This window comes from Gordonia sp. (in: high G+C Gram-positive bacteria) (assembly GCF_052106715.1).
Classification (GTDB): domain Bacteria; phylum Actinomycetota; class Actinomycetes; order Mycobacteriales; family Mycobacteriaceae; genus Gordonia.
In genome coordinates this window covers 91,907-111,993 of the sequence record NZ_JBQEDL010000008.1, presented here as the reverse complement: position 1 = coordinate 111,993, position 20,087 = coordinate 91,907, and the positions used below count along the sequence as shown (strand labels likewise).

General features: G+C 66.4%; 18 protein-coding genes. 11 read left to right on the top strand and 7 right to left on the bottom strand.

What is annotated here, in order from left to right; all coding sequences use genetic code 11:
* Positions 1–12: 12 nt before the first annotated feature.
* Positions 13–1,497: an MFS transporter gene (locus tag ACTIMF_RS06230; protein WP_442349414.1), complete on the bottom strand. Its 1,485-nt coding sequence runs from the start codon at positions 1,495–1,497 to the stop codon at positions 13–15.
* A 155-nt stretch (positions 1,498–1,652) separates the two neighbouring features.
* Between ACTIMF_RS06230 and ACTIMF_RS06225 the strand changes: the two genes are divergently transcribed.
* Positions 1,653–2,111, top strand: coding sequence for a MarR family winged helix-turn-helix transcriptional regulator (locus ACTIMF_RS06225; protein WP_442349413.1), 459 nt, complete (start codon positions 1,653–1,655; stop codon positions 2,109–2,111).
* Here the strand turns inward: ACTIMF_RS06225 and ACTIMF_RS06220 are convergent.
* On the bottom strand, positions 2,069–3,643 hold the full coding sequence (locus tag ACTIMF_RS06220; RefSeq protein WP_442349412.1) for a 2-isopropylmalate synthase: 1,575 nt from the start codon (positions 3,641–3,643) through the stop codon (positions 2,069–2,071). The genes ACTIMF_RS06225 and ACTIMF_RS06220 overlap by 43 nt on opposite strands.
* Positions 3,644–3,808: 165 nt before the next feature.
* On the opposite strand from ACTIMF_RS06220, the gene ACTIMF_RS06215 reads away from it, so the two are divergent.
* The 3 genes from ACTIMF_RS06215 (at position 3,809) to ACTIMF_RS06205 (ending at position 6,685) form a co-directional block, all read left to right on the top strand.
* Complete coding sequence (locus ACTIMF_RS06215; protein ID WP_442349411.1) at positions 3,809–4,480, top strand: FadR/GntR family transcriptional regulator; 672 nt, start codon at positions 3,809–3,811, stop codon at positions 4,478–4,480.
* The gene (locus ACTIMF_RS06210) at positions 4,477–5,286 is read left to right on the top strand and encodes an ABC transporter ATP-binding protein (RefSeq protein WP_442349410.1); all 810 of its coding nucleotides are present in this window, start codon (positions 4,477–4,479) and stop codon (positions 5,284–5,286) included. Before ACTIMF_RS06215 ends, ACTIMF_RS06210 begins: the two co-directional genes overlap by 4 nt.
* 106 nt (positions 5,287–5,392) lie before the next feature.
* Positions 5,393–6,685: an MFS transporter gene (locus ACTIMF_RS06205; RefSeq protein WP_442349409.1), complete on the top strand. Its 1,293-nt coding sequence runs from the start codon at positions 5,393–5,395 to the stop codon at positions 6,683–6,685.
* Here ACTIMF_RS06205 and ACTIMF_RS06200 read toward each other — a convergent pair.
* Positions 6,628–7,818 (bottom strand): CaiB/BaiF CoA transferase family protein, encoded by a 1,191-nt coding sequence (locus ACTIMF_RS06200; protein WP_442349408.1) that lies wholly within the window; start codon positions 7,816–7,818, stop codon positions 6,628–6,630. The genes ACTIMF_RS06205 and ACTIMF_RS06200 overlap by 58 nt on opposite strands.
* A gap of 104 nt (positions 7,819–7,922) precedes the next feature.
* Between ACTIMF_RS06200 and ACTIMF_RS06195 the strand changes: the two genes are divergently transcribed.
* The gene (locus ACTIMF_RS06195; protein WP_442349407.1) at positions 7,923–10,343 is read left to right on the top strand and encodes a Tex-like N-terminal domain-containing protein; all 2,421 of its coding nucleotides are present in this window, start codon (positions 7,923–7,925) and stop codon (positions 10,341–10,343) included.
* 71 nt (positions 10,344–10,414) lie between these two features.
* Complete coding sequence (locus ACTIMF_RS06190) at positions 10,415–11,839, top strand: MFS transporter (protein WP_442349406.1); 1,425 nt, start codon at positions 10,415–10,417, stop codon at positions 11,837–11,839.
* Here ACTIMF_RS06190 and ACTIMF_RS06185 read toward each other — a convergent pair.
* Genes ACTIMF_RS06185 through ACTIMF_RS06170 form a run of 4 tightly spaced genes read right to left on the bottom strand, consistent with a single transcriptional unit; the run spans position 11,787 to position 15,123 of the window.
* Positions 11,787–12,086 carry a DUF503 domain-containing protein gene (locus tag ACTIMF_RS06185; RefSeq protein ID WP_442349405.1) on the bottom strand — a complete coding sequence of 100 codons (300 nt, stop codon included), beginning with the start codon at positions 12,084–12,086 and terminating at the stop codon, positions 11,787–11,789. The two genes, ACTIMF_RS06190 and ACTIMF_RS06185, sit on opposite strands and share 53 nt — an antisense overlap.
* Before the next feature lie 13 nt (positions 12,087–12,099).
* Entirely contained in the window at positions 12,100–13,386 is a 1,287-nt protein-coding gene (locus tag ACTIMF_RS06180; RefSeq protein WP_442349404.1) for a polysaccharide pyruvyl transferase family protein, read from the bottom strand.
* 29 nt (positions 13,387–13,415) lie between these two features.
* Positions 13,416–14,246 carry a polyphosphate kinase 2 gene (gene ppk2, locus ACTIMF_RS06175; protein ID WP_442349403.1) on the bottom strand — a complete coding sequence of 277 codons (831 nt, stop codon included), beginning with the start codon at positions 14,244–14,246 and terminating at the stop codon, positions 13,416–13,418.
* Positions 14,247–14,274: 28 nt separating this feature from the next.
* On the bottom strand, positions 14,275–15,123 hold the full coding sequence (locus tag ACTIMF_RS06170; protein WP_442349402.1) for an META domain-containing protein: 849 nt from the start codon (positions 15,121–15,123) through the stop codon (positions 14,275–14,277).
* A 99-nt stretch (positions 15,124–15,222) separates the two neighbouring features.
* Between ACTIMF_RS06170 and secA2 the strand changes: the two genes are divergently transcribed.
* The 5 genes from secA2 to ftsR all read left to right on the top strand — a co-directional run bounded on the left by secA2 (position 15,223) and on the right by ftsR (position 20,076).
* The gene (gene secA2 / locus ACTIMF_RS06165; RefSeq protein WP_442349401.1) at positions 15,223–17,517 is read left to right on the top strand and encodes an accessory Sec system translocase SecA2; all 2,295 of its coding nucleotides are present in this window, start codon (positions 15,223–15,225) and stop codon (positions 17,515–17,517) included.
* A complete protein-coding gene (locus ACTIMF_RS06160) occupies positions 17,514–18,122 on the top strand; it encodes a CDP-alcohol phosphatidyltransferase family protein (RefSeq protein WP_442349400.1) in 609 nt (202 codons plus the stop codon). The genes secA2 and ACTIMF_RS06160 overlap by 4 nt, the downstream gene beginning before the upstream one ends.
* Before the next feature lie 104 nt (positions 18,123–18,226).
* On the top strand, positions 18,227–18,631 hold the full coding sequence (gene gcvH / locus ACTIMF_RS06155) for a glycine cleavage system protein GcvH (protein WP_442349399.1): 405 nt from the start codon (positions 18,227–18,229) through the stop codon (positions 18,629–18,631).
* Positions 18,632–18,892: 261 nt separating this feature from the next.
* The gene (gene garA / locus ACTIMF_RS06150; protein ID WP_442349398.1) at positions 18,893–19,351 is read left to right on the top strand and encodes a glycogen accumulation regulator GarA; all 459 of its coding nucleotides are present in this window, start codon (positions 18,893–18,895) and stop codon (positions 19,349–19,351) included.
* 41 nt (positions 19,352–19,392) lie between these two features.
* Positions 19,393–20,076 carry a transcriptional regulator FtsR gene (gene ftsR / locus ACTIMF_RS06145; RefSeq protein WP_442349397.1) on the top strand — a complete coding sequence of 228 codons (684 nt, stop codon included), beginning with the start codon at positions 19,393–19,395 and terminating at the stop codon, positions 20,074–20,076.
* Positions 20,077–20,087: the final 11 nt, after the last annotated feature.

Below are 20,087 nucleotides of genomic sequence, written 5' to 3'. Positions count from 1 at the left end.
CGGATCCTGCTCTCAGCGCATCGTGGCCTGCGTCGGGTCGCTCGTGACGACCTCGAGTGCGCGCTTGTTGACCGAGGGAATCAGCAGTGTGATCGCCACGCCGACGAATGCGGCGATCGCACCGACGAGGAAGCACGTCTCGAACGCAGAGTGTGACGGAAACGCGATTCCGTCGTGGCTCACGGTCGCGCTGGTCATGATGACCGCCATGATCGCCGACGACGTGGTGGTTCCGACCGACCGCATGAGTCCGTTGAGGCCGACGGCTGCGCCTGCCTCGGTGATCGGGACCGATCCCATGATGAGGGTCGGCATCGCGGCATAGCCGATCCCGACGCCTGCCGAGGCGATCAGCGAGGCGATCGCGAGCTGCCACGGCGCGTCCATCAGCAGGAAGCCGCACAGGTAGCCGGCGCCGAGAACAGTCGCGCCGATGGCGAGCGTGTACTTGGCGCCGATCGTGTTCATCAGGAAGCCGGACACCGGGGCGAACACCATCATCATCAGACCGCCGGGGGCCATCCAGAGGCCGGCCTGCAAGATCGTCTGCCCCATCCCGCCCGCAGTCTCGGGGAGTTCCATCAGCATCGGGATCACGACGGCTTGCGCCATCATGCCGAACCCGACGGCGACGGCTGCGATATTCGTCAGGAGGACGGACGGGCGGGCAGTGGTCCGGAGGTCGACGAGCGGACTCGTCGTGCGGAGTTCGAAGTACCCCCAGAGGAGAAGGATCACGACGCCGCCGAGGAGGAGACCAAGGGTCGTTCCGGAGGCCCACCCCCAGTCGTTGCCCTTGGTGACGGCGACCAAAGCGCTCGACAGACCGATCGCGAGACCCACCGCTCCAACGAAGTCGAACCGTCCGCCGACGGCGTCGTGGACGCGAGGGACGGCGAAGAACACGAGGGCGACGACGACTAGCGCGAGGACGACCGAGACCCAGAACAGCATGTGCCAGTCGTACGTCTCGGCGATGAACGCAGACAGCGGCATGCCGATCGCGCCGCCGACGCCGAGCGTCGCGCTCATCGCCGACACGGCGAACGCCGTCATCTTCGGCGGGGTCACCTCACGCATCAGGCTGATGCCGACAGGGATGAAGCCCATCGCCAGACCTTGCAGAGCGCGTCCGGCGACCACCGGTATCAACGAGGACGTGACGGCTGGGATCAGCGATCCGATCGCGAGGAGGACGGCGCTGTAGAGGAGGATCCGCCGCTTGCCGAACATGTCGCCGAGCCTGCCTGCGACCGGCATGGCGACGGCGCCGCCGAGCAGGGTAGCGGTGATGACCCACGATGCGTTGCTGACGGAGGTGCCGAGCAGTTCGGGAAGCGTCGGCTGGATCGGGACGATCAAGGTCTGCATGAGCGACGCGATGAGGCCGCCGAGACACAGCACGATGACAGTGACGATCGGCGAACCTGCCGATCCCGCTCGGCTGCCCGGCGTCAGGGGAGTAGCACTCTTCTCAGCTGTGTCGTCCGATGACATGCTTGCGTTCCTTCAGGTGGTCAGACTGGCACGGGTGTGCGTATGTAACCTACATATGTAGGATGCACAGTCAAAATCGGGCGTAGCGGATGTCGCGGTGGACGAGCCGCCTCCGGAGTCAGGAGCATAGCGCCGTCTGAAAGGGGTCGATTCGCATGTACTCGGAATCCGATGACCAGGTCTTGTCCTCGTCGCTCTATCGGGGGCTCGTGGACGAACTGCTGCGGATGCGGCGCCGACGTAACCATGTCGACGACGGTGCGATTCTCGAGACATCGGCCTTCGCCATCCTCTGGCTGTTCGGCGACAGCAGACCTCGCACGCTGCGGGAGTTGTCCGACGAACTCTGTTTGGAGCAGTCCACGGTCAATCGGCAGGTCAACACCGCGATCAAACAGGGGTACATCGAACGCTTCGAGGTCCCCGGACAGGTCAGCCGTCTGCATCGACCGACCGACGCCGGACGGGCCGCATTCGAGCACGACGGACTCAGGCGTGCGCGGCGTCTGGAAGCGGTGTTCGCCGACCTCGCGCCGGGGACCCCGGAGGGGTTGTTGCGAGAACTGAAGGCCTACAACGATGCCTTCGACAGGCTCTCCGCGGCAGGGCTCTGACCTCCGTCCGGGGTCTCGCCTGCGGGGCGACAGACCCAACCGCGTTCCTCGCCGTGCTCCCACAGGATCAGGCTCACGTCGCGGGTGACGCCGTCGACGCTCAGGGTCGCCGGGTGGTCTTCGACGATGGTGCGCGCGGCGTCGTCTTCGGGCCGGATGTACGCGGCCTGGAACAACTTCCACAGATGTGCCGCGTCGATCTCGGCGCCGGTGCCGTCGGTGTGGCTTTGGACGATGCGTGCGAAGTCGATCTCCATTCGGCGGGGAAGCCGCAATCGGTAAGCGCTCTCGAGCAGGTGCCCGACTCCGCCCTTGCCTGACTGCGAGTTCACTCGGATCACCGCGTCGTACGAGCGGCCGATGTCGGCGGGGTCGATCGGCAGGTACGGCACCTCCCACCGCTCACCGGTTGCGGGTGCCTGCGCACGTGCGCTATGCGCTGCCAGGCCCTTCCGAATCGCGTCCTGGTGCGTTCCGCTGAACGCCGTGTGCACGAGGTCGCCGACATAGGGGTGGCGGGGGTGCAGTTCGATGCCGTTCGCCCGCTCGACGACGCGCCGGATCCGGTCGATGTCGGAGAAGTCGATCATCGGATCGACGCCCTGCGCATGCAGGTTCAGTGCAAGGGTCGCGATGTCGACGTTGCCGGTCCGTTCGCCGTTGCCGAAGATACAACCTTCCACGCGCTGCGCGCCGGCGAGTACCGCCAGCTCGGCACAGGCTATCCCGGTACCGCGATCGTTGTGCGGATGCACGGAGAGGATCACCGACTCGCGGCGCGCGAGGCTTCGGTGCATGAGCTCGATCTGGTCGGCATAGACGTTCGGGGTGGCGACTTCGACGGTTGCGGGCAGATTCAGGATCACGGGACGGTCCGGTGACGCATCCCACAATCGCGTCACCGTGTCGCAGACCTGCAGCGCGAAATCGGGTTCGGTCAGGTTGAAGACCTCCGGAGAGAACTCGAAGCGGACGTGGTCCTTGTCTCCCGCGAACTCCAGTACGTCTCGCGCACCAGCGGCTATCAGCTCCAGCAGGTCGGCGCGATTCCGGCCGAGTACGAGGTCTCGCCACACGGGTGCGGTCGCCGTGTACAGGTGGATCACGACGTCGCCCCGTGCGCCGTCGACCGATGCCACGGTCCGCTCGATCAGGTCGCGGCGCGCGGGAGTGAATACAACGATGGTCACGTCTTCGGGGACTCGGTCCTCGTCGATGAGCATGCGAACGAACTGGAAGTCGGTCGACGACGCGGACGGGTAACCGACTTCGATCTCGGTGTAGCCGATGTCGACCATCATCTCGAAGAACGCAAGCTTGCGAGAGGGGTTCATCGGCTCGGGCAGGGACTGGTTCCCGTCGCGCAGATCGACGGGCACCCACAGCGGCGCCGCGGTAGTCCTGTTTGAGGGCCACGTCCTGGTCGACAGCGGGACGTCCACGCGGTGATGGACGTCGCGGTACTTGTGCGACGGCATTCCGGACGGTCGTTGGCGGTTCCAGGAATCGGTTGCGGCGGGAGAGTCGGTCATGTCGGAATCCTTCGGGAGAGCGAGTCGAGGAGATCGGCGTGCGGGGCACCCGCGACGAGTCGCCGATCTCTCGGTTCAGGACTCGCCGCGGCGCAGAAGGAGGAGGACCTGTTGTCGCATGTCTAAAATGTAGCAGAAGTACTCAGACAAGTAGAGGAGAAGCGGATGGTTGAACGCGTACAGCGAGTGCCGCTAGCCGACCAGGCTGCCGGGCTGCTGCTCGATCGGATCCGCGGTGGGGAGTGGAGGCTCGGCGCGAAGTTGCCCGGTGAGACGACTCTGGCTCCACAGCTCGGTGTCGGCAGATCCACTGTGCGCGAGGCCATCCGGCAGTTGTCTGGTCGGGGAGTGCTGACCACTCGCCAGGGATCCGGTGTCTTCGTCGCGGCGCTCGACGCGCCCGAGGACCGTGTGATGCTAATGAGCCGCGCGTCGATCATCACGGTCATTGAAGCCCGCATCGCAGTCGAGACCGAGACTGCATCACTCGCTGCCGCGCGACGGACGCCCGCTCACCTGCGCGCTATTCGCCAGGCGCTCGTCGCTCGTGAGGGCGCAGTCGCGACCGCATCGGAGCACGTCGACGCCGACCTCGACTTCCATCGAGCGGTCGTCGTCGCCGCCGGGAACGACATTCTCACCGACCTGTTCGACCTGTCCACGCCGCGGATGCGGGAGGCCATGGTCGACATGCTCGCGATCCGCGGCGAGTACGGTGGCGTCGCCGACCATGACGCGCACGCAGCTCTGGTCGACGCCGTCGCCGATCGCAGCCCCGATGATGCGGCGCGCGCCAGCCGTGCGCATCTGAGCGCACTGAAGGAGGCTCTTGCATGACCGAGGAAGTCCTACGGCTCGACGCCGTCACGTTCCGTCGCAACGGGCGCGAGATCCTGCACGGTATCGACCTGACCGTTCGTGCGGGCGAACACTGGGCGCTGCTCGGGCCCAACGGTGCGGGCAAGACCACGGTGGTCGGATTCTGTGCGGCGCAGACGCATCCCACGACGGGCACGGTCGACGTGCTCGGCAGACGGCTCGGTCGAGTCGACATGCAGGCGCTGCGTCGCCACATCGGGCACGTCAATCCGCGGCATCCGCTGCGCTCGCCGTTGTCGGCGCTTGAGGTGGTGCTCACCGGGTTCACAGGCACCATCGATACAGCGATGCGGTGGGAACCGAGCACCGGTCAGCTCGAGCGTGCCCGCCGCGTGGTCGCCGAAGTCGGGCTCGCCGACCGCTCAGACTCTCTGTGGCCCGAGATGTCGCAGGGCGAACGCGGCCGAACCCTCGTCGCACGCGCACTCGCGCCCGAACCCGACCTGCTGCTGCTCGACGAGCCGACGACCGGCCTCGATGTCGCCGCACGTGAACAACTGCTCGAGACCGTCGACTCCCTGGCGCATACCTCGCCCGACGTCGCATCGATCCTCGTGACCCACCATCTGGAGGAACTGCCCGAGACCACGAGCCACGCGATGGTCATCGCACACGGTGACGTCGTCGCGTCGGGCCTCGTGCACGACGTGGTCACCACGGAGGTCATCAGCAACGCGTTCGAGCACCCGATCGCCGTCGGGCACGACGGTGGGCGGTGGAGTGCGCGCGCGATCGGCAGAACGGCTCGGGCAGCACTCGGGTGAACCGGTTGCCGGGCGTAGACCGACCCGCGGGAATAGTCGACGGGCCCGGCGGGTTATGCAGTCTGGACTGTCTAAATAGACATCGGTGACGAGGGAGCGCGTACGAGTGGCGAAACGGCGGGGTAGCGGGTCGACGACATTCGCCTCCCTCGCTGTACCGAACTTCCGCACCTATGTGGCGGGCGCGTTCGTCTCCAACATCGGCACCTGGGTGCAACGTGTCGCCCAGGACTGGCTCGTTCTGCAGGTGTCCGACAACTCGCCGGTCGCTGTCGGTATCACCACCGCGCTCCAGTTCCTGCCCGCTCTGGTGCTCTCACCGGTCGGCGGTCTGCTCGCCGACCGCTTCGACAAGCGCCGACTGTTGATGTTGACGCAGTCGTGGATGGCGGTCTCCTCACTGATCCTCGGGCTCCTGGCGGTGACCGACGTCGCGACGACTGTCCACGTGTACGCCCTGGCATTCGTCTTCGGCATCGGTTCGGCGGTCGACGCGCCCGCGCGGCAAGCGTTCGTATCCGAGATGGTCGGCGCCGACCGCCTCACCAACGCGATCGGCCTCAACAGTTCCGGGTTCAACGCTGCGCGGCTCATCGGTCCTGGCATCGCCGGGCTCATCATCGCGGCGTTCGGCAGCGGCTGGGCCATCCTCACCAACGGTGTCAGCTATGTCGCGTTCCTCATCGCACTCCTCCTTCTCGACGAGTCGAAACTCATCCGCAGTGAGCCGCTCCCGCGTGCGAGAGGGCAACTGCGCGAAGGCTTCCGATACGTAGCGGAGCGGTCTGATCTGGTCATCGCGCTGGGAGTCGGCTTCGCCGTCGGGACCTGGGGAATGAACTTCCAGATGACCAATGTGCTGATGTCGCGCAACGAGTTCGGTCTCGGTGCGACGGCTTACGGCGTGCTCGGTTCGGTCATGGGTATCGGATCGCTCCTCGGCGCGCTTCTTGCCGCCCGTCGCCGACTGGTACCGAGCTTGCGGTTCGTCGTCGCCTCGGCGTCGGTGTTCGCCGTCGTGCTCGGAGTGTCGGGCCTGGCCCCGACGGCGGCCGTCTACGGCATCTGTCTGCCGGTCCTGGGGCTTTCGGCGCTCGTCACTCTCACGTCGACCAATATGTACGTGCAGACCAGCGTCGACCCGCAGGTGCGCGGCCGCGTGATGGCCCTGTACATGACGCTGCTCATGGGCGGGACACCGATCGGGTCACCGCTGCTTGGGATACTCGCCGACCACTTCGGCCCGCGCGCTCCGATGGTCGGTGGAGCGATCTTGCAAGCGACGACAATCGGTCTCGTGGTGTTGGTCGGCAAGTCGTTGATCCGTCGTAGACGCGGTGATTATTCGACTCCGATCACACCGCCGGAGACCAGTCGTTCCGAAGCCGCCTCGTCATAGCCGAGTTCGGCGAGCAGCACGCGACTGTGCGCCCCCAACTCAGGCACGTCGCCCATCGGCAGTTCCAGGTCGTCGAAGCCCATCGGAGGCAGCAGCCCGCGTACCGGACCCGCCGGCGTCGTCACTGTTCGCCAACGGTCCCGCTCAGCGAGCTGCGGGTGGTTCACCAGTCCGGCCACGTCGTTCACGACGGCAGACGGGACTCCTGCTGCCTCAAGCCGACACGACAGGTCAGAAGCTGTGAAGCGGACGGTCTCCGCAGCAACCGCGTCGTCGCACTCGGCCCGGTGCGCGACCCGGTCGGTGTTCGACACGAGCCGTGGGTCGTCTGCAACATCCGGACGCCCTAAGACGTCGGCCATCAGTGCCCGCCACCCTCGATCGTTCTGCACCCCGATCAGCAACCGGCCGTCCGCGGTCGGATAGGAGTCGTACGGAACGATGCTGGCATGGCCGAGCCCGCATCGCGGGAGCTGCTCGCCGGTATGCATCTGCACGTACATCGGGTGGCCGATCCATTCCGCGGTCGCGTCGAACATCGACACGTCGAGCACCGCGCCTCGCCCGGTCCGGGCCTTGCGAAACAAGGCAGCGAGAACCGATTGGGCGAGATACATGCCCGCGGCGATATCCGACGACGGGACTCCGGTCTTGCTTGCCGCATCCGGAGTTCCGGTCAACGATACGAGTCCGGTCTCCGCCTGGATCAGCAAGTCGTAGGCCTTACGATCCCGGAACGGTCCGCCGTCGCCGTAGCCGGTGATGCTTGCGGTGATCAACGCCGGATCCGCTGCGGCGAGCTCGACCGGGTCCAGACCCAGCCGCGCCGCGGCGCCAGGAGCCGAGTTCTGAACGAACACGTCCGCCGAATCGATCAGCCGGCGCGCCACCGATAGTCCCTCACTCGATTTGAGGTCGATCGCGATCGACTCCTTGCCGCGGTTGAGCCATACGAAGTGACTGGACAAGCCCTCGACAGCCCGGTCGTAGTTGCGAGCGAAATCACCCTCGCCGACCCGCTCCACCTTGATCACGCGTGCACCCAGGTCGGCCATATGGCGGGTCGCGAGGGGAGCGGCCACCGCCTGCTCCAACGCGACGACGGTCACGCCGTCGAGGGGAAGATCGGTCATCGGCACTGCTCCCGTCGTGTGATCACCACCGACCATAGTCTGAACACACCGGGCGGTGTTCCCCCTCGGTTCAGGCCGGGGGAGTCTTCGGTAGCCTGCTTCCGGTGACCACCACTGCGCCCGTCGAGTCCGTCAATACCCGCATCGCCCGCGAACTCGGGGTGGCCGAGAGCCGCGTCGGGGCTGCCGTTGCGCTCCTGGACGACGGCTCGACCGTCCCGTTCATCGCCCGCTACCGCAAAGAGGCGACCGGAAGCCTGGACGACGCCCAACTGCGCCTGCTGGACGAACGCCTTCGGTATCTGCGTGAACTCGACGAGCGTCGCGCCGTTGTCATCGCCGCCATTGAGGAGCAGGGCAAGCTCACCGACGAGCTGCGTGCTTCGTTGCTGGCTGCCGAGACCAAAGCGCGCGTCGAGGACATCTACCTGCCGTACAAGCAGAAGCGACGCACCAAAGCGCAGATCGCGCGTGAGGCAGGCCTGGAACCACTCGCGGAGGCGCTCCTCGCCGACCCGTCGCTCACTCCTGAGGATGCCGCAACCGAGTATCTGGTCGGCGAGGTGTCCGACACCTCCGCTGCTCTCGATGGCGCGAGGCACATCCTGATCGAGCGCGCGTCCGAAGATGCCGATCTCGTCGGCGCGGTCCGCGCCCGCTTCTGGGGCGAGGGACGTTTACGCTCAGCGGTCCGGCCCGGTGCCGAACAGAACCAGGCCGCCCAGAAGTTCCGCGACTACTTCGACTTCGCCGAATCCCTCGAGGACATGCCATCGCACCGCGTGCTCGCCGTACTCCGCGGTGAGAAGGAGGAAGCCCTCACTCTCACGTTCGACGGCGGCGAGGACGAGCCGTATCAGGCACTCGTCGCCCAGACGTTGGGCGTCGACGCCTCGCATCCGGGTGCGGCTACGGCGTGGCTGGGTGCGACCGTCCGCTGGGCGTGGCGCACCAAGCTGATGATCACCGCGACGATCGAAGCCCGGATGCGGCTGCGTCAGAGGGCCGAAGAGCAGGCTGTCGCCGTTTTCGCGATGAACCTCAAGGATCTGCTGCTGGCGGCCCCCGCCGGTACCCGTGCGACGCTCGGCCTCGACCCGGGTTTTCGCACCGGCGTCAAAGTCGCGGTGGTCGACGCCACCGGCAAAGTAGTCGACACCTGCGCTGTCTTCCCGCATCAGCCGGCGAAGAAGTGGGATCAGTCCAAGGCCGAGCTCGCTGCGATGATCGCCCGCCACGATGTGGAGCTGATTGCGATCGGCAACGGCACGGCGTCTCGCGAGACCGATGCTCTGGCCGCGGAGTTGCTCGCTGACATCGCCGCCTCCGGCGCGCGGCCACCGGCGAAGGCCGTGGTCAGCGAGGCGGGCGCGTCGGTGTACTCCGCCTCCGAGTACGCCTCGCAGGAGCTTCCCGACCTCGACGTCTCGATCCGCGGCGCCGTGTCGATCGCACGTCGCCTGCAGGATCCGCTGGCCGAACTAGTGAAGATCGATCCGAAATCGATCGGCGTCGGGCAGTATCAGCACGACGTCGCTCCAGCGACGCTCGCGCGGAGTCTTGACGCCGTCGTCGAAGACGCGGTGAACGCGGTCGGCGTCGATCTCAATACGGCCTCAGCGCCCCTGCTGGCGCGCGTGTCCGGCGTGACGCCGGGACTCGCGACGGCGATCGTGGCGCACCGCGACCACGTCGGAGCGTTCGAGAGCCGCACGTCCTTGCTCGACGTGCCGCGATTGGGACCGAAGGCCTTCCAGCAGTGTGCAGGCTTCCTCCGGATCCGCAGTGGAGCCGACCCGCTGGACGCATCCGGGGTACACCCGGAGGCGTATCCGGTGGTCCGCCGGATCCTCGACGGGACCGGGCGCGGACTCGGCGAGTTGATCGGGGACACGAAGACGCTGCGCGGGCTGAGAGCGGAGTTGTTCGCCGACGACCGCTTCGGTGTTCCGACCGTCACCGACATACTCGGCGAACTGGAGAAGCCCGGTCGTGACCCGCGACCGGCGTTCGAGACGGCCACGTTCGCGTCCGGGGTCGAGAAGGTCGCCGACCTCAAGCCGGGGATGGTGTTGGAGGGCGTCGTCACGAATGTCGCCGCGTTCGGCGCGTTCGTCGACGTCGGGGTCCATCAGGACGGGCTGGTCCATGTCTCGGCGATGTCCGACTCGTTCGTGTCGGATCCGCACGACGTCGTGCGGTCCGGTCAGGTCGTGCGCGTCAAGGTCGTCGACGTGGATGTCGACCGGCAACGTATCGGGCTCTCCCTTCGCCTGAACGATGAAGCGGGGCACAAGGGCAAGCGCGAAGGTGACGCGGGCCGGGCAGCCGAGGACCGGCAGCGAGGCGGCAGACAACAGACGGGGCGCGAGAGCCAGAGCCGCAAAGACACGAGAGGCAGGGGGCAGAGCAGCAAGGGGCAGAGCAGCAAAGGCCGGAGCCGGAACGGCGGTGCACGTCGCGACGAGAAGGCCGCGGGCGGATCGATGGCGCAAGCGCTGCGCGATGCAGGTTTCGGTCGCTGACTCCACCGTAGGCCCGGCACGGGCGGAAAATCGCTCGACGTAGCACTCCGAACGGTCCTACGTTACGTGACATGACGAACGCGAACCGACGATCGGCTCACGAGCGTGATCGAACGTTCGCGCACACTCTCGTCAACACTGCGATCGCCGGGCTGACCACCAGCTACCTGTGGTTTGCCCTCACGTTCTGGCTGTACCTGCAGACTCGGAACGTGATCGCGACCGGCGTGATCGGCGGCGGATACATGCTGTTGATTGCAGGGTCGAGTATCGGTTTCGGGACGCTCGTCGACCGGTTCCGCAAACTGGCGGTGATGCGTTGGTCCGCCGTGTTCACACTCGGCATGTTCAGCCTGTCCGCGCTCGTGTTCGTCGTGATGCCCGACACCGCTTCCGGCGACCTGTCGTCGCCGTGGGTCTGGTCGTTCGCCGTGATCGTCCTTGTCGGCGCCGTGGTCGAGAACATGCGAGCGGTTGCGTTGTCGACGACCGTCACGATCCTTGTCGACCCCGACCGCCGCGCCAACGCCAACGGCTGGGTCGGGACCGTGCAGGGCTTGACGTTCATGGTGACCAGCGTCTTCTCCGGCCTGTCCATCGGCTTCCTCGGGATGGGCGTGATCATTGCGATCGCGCTCGCCCTGGTGGCGGCGGGATTGATCGACCTCATGTTCATCACGCTCCCCGAGGAGTCCGAGCCCGCTGCGTCTGATGTGCACGGCACGTTCGACGTCCGGGGATCGTTACGGGCGGTGCGCTTGGTCCCCGGGCTGTTCGCTCTGATCGTCTTCTCGACGTTCAACAACTTCGTCGGCGGCGTCCATATGGCGCTTCTCGACCCGTACGGCCTCGAACTGTTCTCGGTGCAGACGTGGGGCGTGGTCTTCGCATTCGGCGCCACCGGGTTTGTGGTGGGCGGAGCGCTGATCGGGCGGTTCGGTCTCGGCGCCAACCCGATGCGAACCATGCTGATCGCCGTCCTGGTCACCGGCGTCCTCGGCGCGGTGATCGGGATCCGGGCGTGGCCGTGGCTACTCGTCGTGGGCGTGTGGCTGTTCATGATGGTCATGCCGGCGGTCGAAGCCGCGGAGCAGACGGTCATCCAACGGGTCGTCCCGCTTCCTCGGCAGGGACGCGTGTTCGGTTTCGCCGGAGCGTTCGAGGCCGCCGCGGCACCGGTGACGGCGTTCCTCATCGCACCGATCGCAGAGAACATCGTCATTCCGTGGGCAGACGCGGACGGCGCCTCGGTGATCCAACCGCTGTTCGGTGCGGGACCGGGACGCGGGATCGCGGTGATCTTCGCTACCGCGGGGGTCCTCACGATCCTGGCCGCGCTGTTCGCTTTCACCACCCCGGTCTATCGCGCGGTCGCCGACGAGTATCCAGCGGCGGCTGACGAGGGATCCGCGGTGCCCGCTGCGCAGGTATCCGTATCCGTGCCTACTCCAGATCCTCCGACGACACCAGACGACGTCGTGCCGACAGGAGAGTGACTTCCGGGCGCGCCGCAGCGTGCCATTCGACGGCGTCCAGGAGTTCGGTCACGTGCGCGGCGTCCGCGCTCACCACGGACAGCCCGACTCCGGCGCGCCGATACAGTTCACGATGCCCGGTCTCGGCGACAGAGACGGAGAACCTGCGATGGATCTCGGCGACGATCGGGCGGACCACCGACCGCTTCTCCTTGAGGGAGTGGACGTCGCCGAGGAGGAAATCGAGTTCGAGAGTACCGATCCACATAGAGTCGCTGACACTACCGGAAACGGACGCCGATCGGGTAGAGGTGCTGTGCGAGTGTTCGCTTGCGGGCGACGTTCTCGCGGACTGCATCGACGGTGAAACCGCCTGCGGACGGTCGCACGGGGATCTCGTCGACCTTGCCCGCGACGACCGTCCACCGTGACCCCGCATCGAGAAGCGCCTGGTGCTTGGTCGCGTAGTAATCGGGGCTGGCCGAGATCGCGACGCCGGACGCGCCTCCCGCCGCCGCGAGCAGGTGCGGGTGGTATCGGGTCGACAGCCAGGTGCCGCCCGGGGGGAGACCGTCGTGCCACGCGCTGCGGAACGGGATGACTCGGGCACCGTCGAGGCGGTCGGCCAGCATCGTCGGAATGGTGTAGTCGTGACCTGGGATGCACTCGACGACGGTCACATCGGACCCCGGCACCTCCCACTGATCCAAGACGGCCCGAATGTAGGAGGCCAGCGCATCGAGACCGGTGCCGCCTTCCCACGCGAATCCGTCGGTCAGGTCGCTCTGAGCACACAGCACCACCCCAGGCACGCCGGAGCCGGACACCCCGGACTCGGAACTACTGCCAGCGGACGGCACGCGGGGCGACAGCCAGCCGTCGTCGCCGGTGCGGGAGAGCCCAGGCACGCCGGCCAGCAGTCGCTCAGTCGGTGAGTCGCGGACGTCGAAGACGTCGAACCGAGCAGCCGCGTCGAGCATCGCATCATGTGCTCGCCCGGTCTCGGCCGGGGTGAGGCCCGCGCCGGTGGCGACTGCTCGCGCGCCGGTCCGCTCGGCCACGGCGGCAATCGCCGGAATCAGCCATCTGTGGTGCGGCCACATCGCATTGACGAAGCCACCGCCGACGAGATGAATCACCTCGGCCTGCAACAGCATGTCGACGCCTGCGTCATCGCGTGGGGAGACCCCGAGGTGGCTGGCGGCGTGCGCCACCCACTCCCACGGAGCGTCTGGGTCGACGCACGAGGGGTCGTCGCTGTTCGCGTAGTGCACGAACTGCCACAAGGTGTCGACGAAGACTGCGCGCTTGTTCGCGTGACGCAGCAGCAGGGCCGCATGACCCGGACGGGGGGAGTCGACGACTACTCGTGCCATCGGGCGACGGACCGCGAGCAGGCGTAGCCACGCCTCGGTGATCAGTTCGTCACCGTAGTTGGGGAACCCCGACGTAGTGACCAGGTAGATGACGTCAGCGGAATCGACGCGGCGGCGCAATCGCCCGCTCAGGCGACGTGCAGCGGAGATCGCGGACGGCACGGTGAGGGCGGGCAGAGGCGGTGTGGGCATTGCTGATCGGTTCCTCCGGCGAAGCCTGGTCAGCGCTCGGCGTCGCCGAGTAGGGCCGCGACGTGGTCGGGGACGAACTTCGACAGCGACCGCGGCGGACGGTGGTAATTGCCGGACTCGATCGGATGCTTCGGCAGCTTCACCCGTTCGCGCTCGACGTGCTCGTACTCGATGCTCGACAGCAGATGGGAGATCATATTCAGTCGCGCATTGCGCTTGTGGTCGGACTCGACGACGTACCAGGGGCTCGACGAGGTATCTGTGTGCACCATCATCTCGTCCTTGGCTCGCGAGTAGTCCTCCCAGCGGTACACCGACTCGAGATCCATCGGACTGAGTTTCCACTGGCGGACGGGATCGTCGCGGCGTGCGCGGAACCGACGGAGCTGTTCCTCGTCGGACACCGAGAACCAGTACTTGCGCAAGATGATTCCGTCGTCGATCAGCATCTGCTCGAAGATCGGCGTCTGCCGGAGGAAGCGGGTGTGCTCTTCGGGCGTGCAGAACCCCATCACCTTCTCGACACCGGCCCGGTTGTACCAGGAGCGGTCGAACAGAACGATCTCGCCCTTCGTCGGCAGATGCTCGACGTAACGCTGGTAGTACCACTGGCCGCGCTCGCGGTCGGTCGGTGCGGGCAGCGCAGACACGCTGCACACGCGAGGACTCAGGAACTCGGTGATCCGCTTGATCGCTCCGCCCTTGCCTGCCGCGTCGCGTCCCTCGAAGACGACGACGACCCGGGCACCCGTGGTGCGCACCCACTCCTGCAGAGCCACCAGTTCCGTCTGCAGTCGGAACAGTTCGGCTTCGTAGACATCCTTGGGGAGCTTGGGTTCGCCGCCCGACTTCTTACTCATGGCGCACAAGCCTAATCTGTCCGGTGACTCACTTGCCCCCGGACTCGCGACTCACCGTCAGTTCGAGCCCGATCGACGGATCGGCGACGTTCGTCAGCCGCATCCGATCACCATCGACCGTCGCTGTCGCTTCGCCGGACAGGACCGCGAGGACGGCTCGTTCGATGTCGCCCGCTTCGCCGGGACAAGCCTTCCGGGTGGTCGCGATCGGGCCGAACGTCACCTTCTGTGTCGGGCGGGACCCGGCAACCGTCGCCTCGCCGGTCATGCGGTTACAGCCGGTGAACCCGCGCAGCGTCCCCTCCGCGCCGATCGTGACGGTCGGAGCGATTTCCTCCAGGACGCGGGACGTCGTGACACCGTTCGCGGCGATGAGCGACTTCACCCGCCAGTTGGTGCCTGCGACGGCTCTATCGACCCGCTGGTCGAGGCGCACCTCGAGGTCTCCCCGAGACAGCGTGAGCCGCCGACCGTCGAGAGCCCAGGTCAACGGTGAGTCGAACAGGTCGCTCACCCATTTGTCCGCGGTATCCCGGGGTGGCGGGCACGCCATCATGGTGCCCATGAGCGGCCCGGCGCTCATCGTGGCGCCGTCGAACTCGACGGTCCCTCCGTGGCCGTTGCACCCGGCGTTAGCACTGATCCTGTTCTGGGGGCCGAAGCTCAGGACGAACGGGCCGCCGCCGGGGACGATGGCGTCAGTCGCATCGTCGGACACGTACGTCTTGCCGACCAGCCTGCCCGGATCGTTCTCCGAGTCCGCTGTGCCGCCGGGCCCGGAATTGCATGCGGAGAGCGCAGCGACGAGTGCCGCCCCCGTCGCAGCGACGCGGACGAATGCGATTGGGTGGGTACTGCCGCGGCGTCGTCGGTCCATACCGGCCACGGTAGTGCAGTCGGTCCGGCGCTCCCGTGTGCTCGCCGCGTACGGTAGATCACGATCGGCCAACGAATTCACGTGAGGAACAGGTAGCTAGTGGGAAAGCTCACGAACGCCATGTGGCGCATGCTCGGTGCTCAGGCGTCGCGCAATCAGTCGCAGTCCATCTCCCTGATCGAGCAGTCGTACGAACACTCTGAGTGGACCGAAGGGTTGTCCGACTCCGAATTCGCCGACGCCGCAGCCGATCTGGAGATCGATACGCCTGAGGGGCGGGTGCGATTCCTCGCCCTCATCCGCGAGGCCGGCGAGCGGACGGTGTCGATGACTCCATTTGACGTCCAATTGCAGGGTGCGCTGCGGATGCTCGACGGCGACGTCGTGGAGATGGCGACCGGCGAAGGCAAGACCCTTTCGGGCGCCATCGCGGCCATCGGCTACGCGCTCGAGGGCAAGCATGTGCACGTGGTCTCGGTGAACGACTATCTCGCGGGCCGTGACGCCGCGTGGATGAAGCCGCTCTACGAGATCTTCGGTGTGACGGTCGGTACCTTGTCCGAGCATTCGACGCGGGGGGAGCGGCAAGCCGCATACGCCTGTGACGTCACCTACGCCTCGGTCAATGAGATCGGGTTCGACGTCCTCCGCGACCAGTTGGCCTTGCACGAGGACGAACTCGTCTCGCCCGAACCGGAGGTCGTCCTCGTCGACGAAGCGGATTCGGTGCTCGTCGATGAAGCCCTCGTGCCGTTGATTCTGGCCGGGTCGACCGAAGCGGACACGCCGAACAGTGCGATCCACGAGGTGGTCTCGCACCTCAAGAGCAGGCACTACGACCTCGACGCCGACGGTAAGAACGTCTCGCTCACCGAAGACGGCGCCCGGTTCGTCGAGGACACACTCGGTGGCATCGACCTCTACGACGAAGAGCACGTCGGCACCACATTGGTGCACGTGAACGTCGCCCTGTACGCCTATTACCTGCTCGAGCGCGACGTCGACTACATTGTCCGCGACGGCGGGATCCATCTGATCAACGCCGCCCGCGGTCGAGTGGCGCGCTTGCAGCGCTGGCCCGACGGCGTCCAGGCCGCTGTCGAGTACAAGGAGGGCCTCAAGCCGACGGCGTCCGGCGAGGTGATCGACACGATCACCGTGCAGGCGCTGATGGGACGGTACCCGCGTGTTGCGGGAATGACGGGTACCGCGATCGCGGCCGGTGAACAGCTTCGTCAGTTCTACGGGCTCGGCGTCTCGCAGATCCCGTCGAACATGCCGAATATCCGCGAGGACGAGCCCGACCGCGTGTTCGACAACAAGGCGAACAAGATGGAGGCCGTCGTCGAGTACGTGCGGGAGGCCCATGAGACCGGGCAGCCGGTGCTCATCGGAACGCACGACGTCGCGCAGTCCGAGGAGCTCGCGTACTTCCTCGACCGCGCGGGTGTCTCGTCGGTCGTCCTCAACGCGAAGAACGACCCGGAAGAAGCGGCGATCATCGCCGAGGCCGGGCGCAAGGGTGCCGTCACGGTGTCGACCCAGATGGCCGGCCGAGGCACCGACATCCGGCTCGGCGGGTCGAAGGGCGACGATGACGAGCGCGACGAAGTCGTCGAACTCGGCGGTCTGTGCGTGGTCGGTACCGGCCGCTACGACACCGAGCGCCTCGACAACCAGCTCCGCGGCCGCGCGGGACGCCAGGGCGATCCGGGCCGTTCGGTGTTCTTCTCCAGCCTCGAGGATCCACTGGTCACCAAGAACCAGACGCACCTGCGGGACATCCGCCCGATCGACAGCGAAGGCTCCACGGGACCGCGCGGTGTCGAGGTGGTGCAGCAGGCGCAGCGGATCGCCGAGGGCGCGATGCTCCAGCTGCACGCCAACACCTGGGACTTCAACAAGCAGGTCAACGAGCAGCGGAACTCTATCGTCCGTCGCCGCATGGCCGTCCTGAGGACCGACCAGGCCCTCACCGACCTGAAGGAACTCGAAGCCGAGCGCTATCAGGAACTGTCCGAGACGGTCAGCGACGACGTGCTCGAGGACGTCGCACGGCAGATAGTCCTGTACCACCTCGATCGCGGCTGGGCCGACCACCTCGCCTACGTCGCGGACGTGCAGGCGAGCATCCACCTTCGGGCGCTCGGCCAGCAGAGCCCGCTCGAGGAGTTCCACAAGTTGATTTTCGCCGAGTTCACCAAGATCGTCGACGAGGCGATGGTCGCATCTCGTGAGACGTTCACGACCGCGAAGATCACTGCCGGCGGCATTGACTTCGCGGATGCGGACATGCACCGCTCGACCATGACCTGGACGTACCTCGTCCACGAGAACCATTTCGCATCGGCTGGCGCACAAGCGATTCAGGGAATCGTGGGCATCTTCAGATGACCGAGGAGCAGCGCGCCGACCGCTCCGATGCGATCTGGACAGTCCCCAATGCACTGTCGGTCGCGCGGCTGCTGCTTATCCCGGTGTTCATCTGGCTCCTCCTCGTCGAGGAGTCGGCAGGGTGGTCGTTCGTCGTGCTGTTCGTCTCCGGTGTCACAGACTGGCTCGACGGCAAGCTCGCTCGGTGGCTCGGCCAGTCGTCGAAACTCGGAGCACTGCTCGATCCGGCAGCAGACCGCCTGTACGTGATCGTGATCCCGATCTGTTTCGGCATCCGCGACTTCGTGCCGTGGTGGCTGATCGGCCTGATCATCGGACGCGATGTGCTCCTCCTGTTGTCCGCGCCGGTGTTGTCTTCGCGAGGTGTGACGGCTCTGCCGACGCTGTACGTCGGCAAGGCGGCGACCTTCGCCCTGATGAGCGCGTTCCCGTGGCTTCTCGCAGGCCACATCGACGGGATCATCGGGACAGTCACGTACCCGATCGGCTGGGCGTTCCTGATCTGGGGCGTTGCAATGTATGTCTGGTCGCTGGTCCTGTACTGGATCCAGACCGTCGACGTGCTGCGCACCATGCCCCGCGTTCCGAGGCGATCTGCGGCCTGATGCGGCCCGGGGCGCGGTCGGGCGATAAGATCGAAGCGTGATCCGGCCGGGGGATTTCCTTCGACGGACGCCCACCTTCCTCTCGAACCAGAAAGGCAGTTTCCGTGAGCGACACGAAGATCCCGGAGAATCTGCGGTACACCGCCGACCACGAGTGGGTCAGCAAGGTCGGTGACAAGACGGTCCGTGTCGGCATCACCGATTTCGCGCAGGACGCGCTCGGTGACGTCGTGTTCGTCCAGTTGCCCGACTCCGGTGACGAGGTTCAGACCGGGGAGTCGTTCGCCGAGGTCGAGTCGACCAAGAGTGTCTCGGACATCTTCGGGCCGCTCGACGGCACGATCGCGGCCGTGAACGACGCACTCGACGGTGCGCCCGAACTGGTCAACTCGTCGCCGTACGACGACGGCTGGCTCGTTGAGATCACCGTCGCAGACGACGTCGATGTGGACGGTCTACTGGCCGACTTGCTCGACGCGGCAGGCTACGCGGCCACGGTCGGAAGCTGAACGATTCGCTAACGATCCGTCACGTCAACGTCGACGAGGCCGCTGGATGTCAGCGGGGGCGGATATGATTCTGTAGTTCGTTCAATCGCGCTCAACCCGGGCGACGATGGGACGCAAGACGGTAGGTTCGAAGGCGAACGTTCGTCCTGCCGTACGACGTGCGTTTCAGCGGCGAAACGCATCTGGAATGCATATGAGAAATGGCGAAGTGGTCGCCGACCCCGGAACCCGGGCGCCGACCGCAGTGGTTAAGGAGATGTGGTGACCGGTAACGACAACGGCTTTGAAGCGCCTGTGGAGACGACCTCGGTCTTCCGGGAGGAGTTCATCAAGGAGATCGACGCGCCCGCGACGTCGGCGGAGCCCGGCGACACCGGTGTCGAGCGACTCTCGCCCGGAACCGCGTTGCTCATCGTCAAGCGCGGGCCGAATGCCGGTTCACGCTTCCTGCTCGACCAGGCCGCGACGTCGTCCGGCCGCCATCCCGACAGCGACATCTTCCTCGACGATGTGACCGTGAGTCGGCGCCACGCCGAGTTCCGGAGCGAGGGCGACGACTTCCAGGTCGTCGATGTCGGCAGCCTGAACGGGACGTACGTCAACCGTGAACCGGTCGACACCGCCACGCTCGCCAACGGCGACGAAGTCCAGATCGGCAAGTTCCGACTGGTGTTCCTGGCCGGCCCGCGCGCCGGGGAAGCCGGCCCCGCCGCATCGTGACCTCATCGGCTGCACGGTCGGAAGGAAGCGGCGATCGGACTATGTCCATCGGCGCCGTGCTCGCGGTCCTTTCCGAGGACTTTCCGGACGTGACGATCTCCAAGATCCGCTTCCTCGAAGCGGAGGGGCTTGTCACCCCGGACCGTGCTCCGTCGGGGTACCGCAGGTTCAGCGACGCGGACTGCGAGCGACTGCGGTTTGTCCTGACCGCGCAGCGTGACCGGTATCTGCCGCTGAAGGTGATCCGCGAACAACTCGACGCCATCGACACGGATGCGTCCGACACAGCGGGCGGTGCACGTCTGCTGTCGTCGGCGCGGACCGCAGTCGCCCCGGCGACGGATTTCTCTTCGCGCGGCGGTCGCGTGGCCCGCGAGACTCTCATCGAGCGGACGAACGTCGACTCCGCCTTCATCTCGGAGTTGATGCGAAACGGACTCCTGTCGGCCGGGCCGGGCGGTTTCTTCGACGAGGACGCAGTGCGTCTGGTCGAGGCCGCGGCAGCGCTAGCGAACTTCGGCGTCGAGACCCGGCACCTGCGCGCGTTCAAGGTGAGCGCCGAGCGAGAAGCTGGTCTGGTCGCACAGATCGCCGGGCCGATAGCCAAGGGCAAGGGAACCGGTGCGCGCGACCGCGCTGAGGAACTCGTCCGCGAGATGGCAGCGCTGTCGGTGACGCTGCACACGCAGTTGGTGAAGGCTGCCGTGCGCTCCGCGCTCGACTGACCCTCCACTCC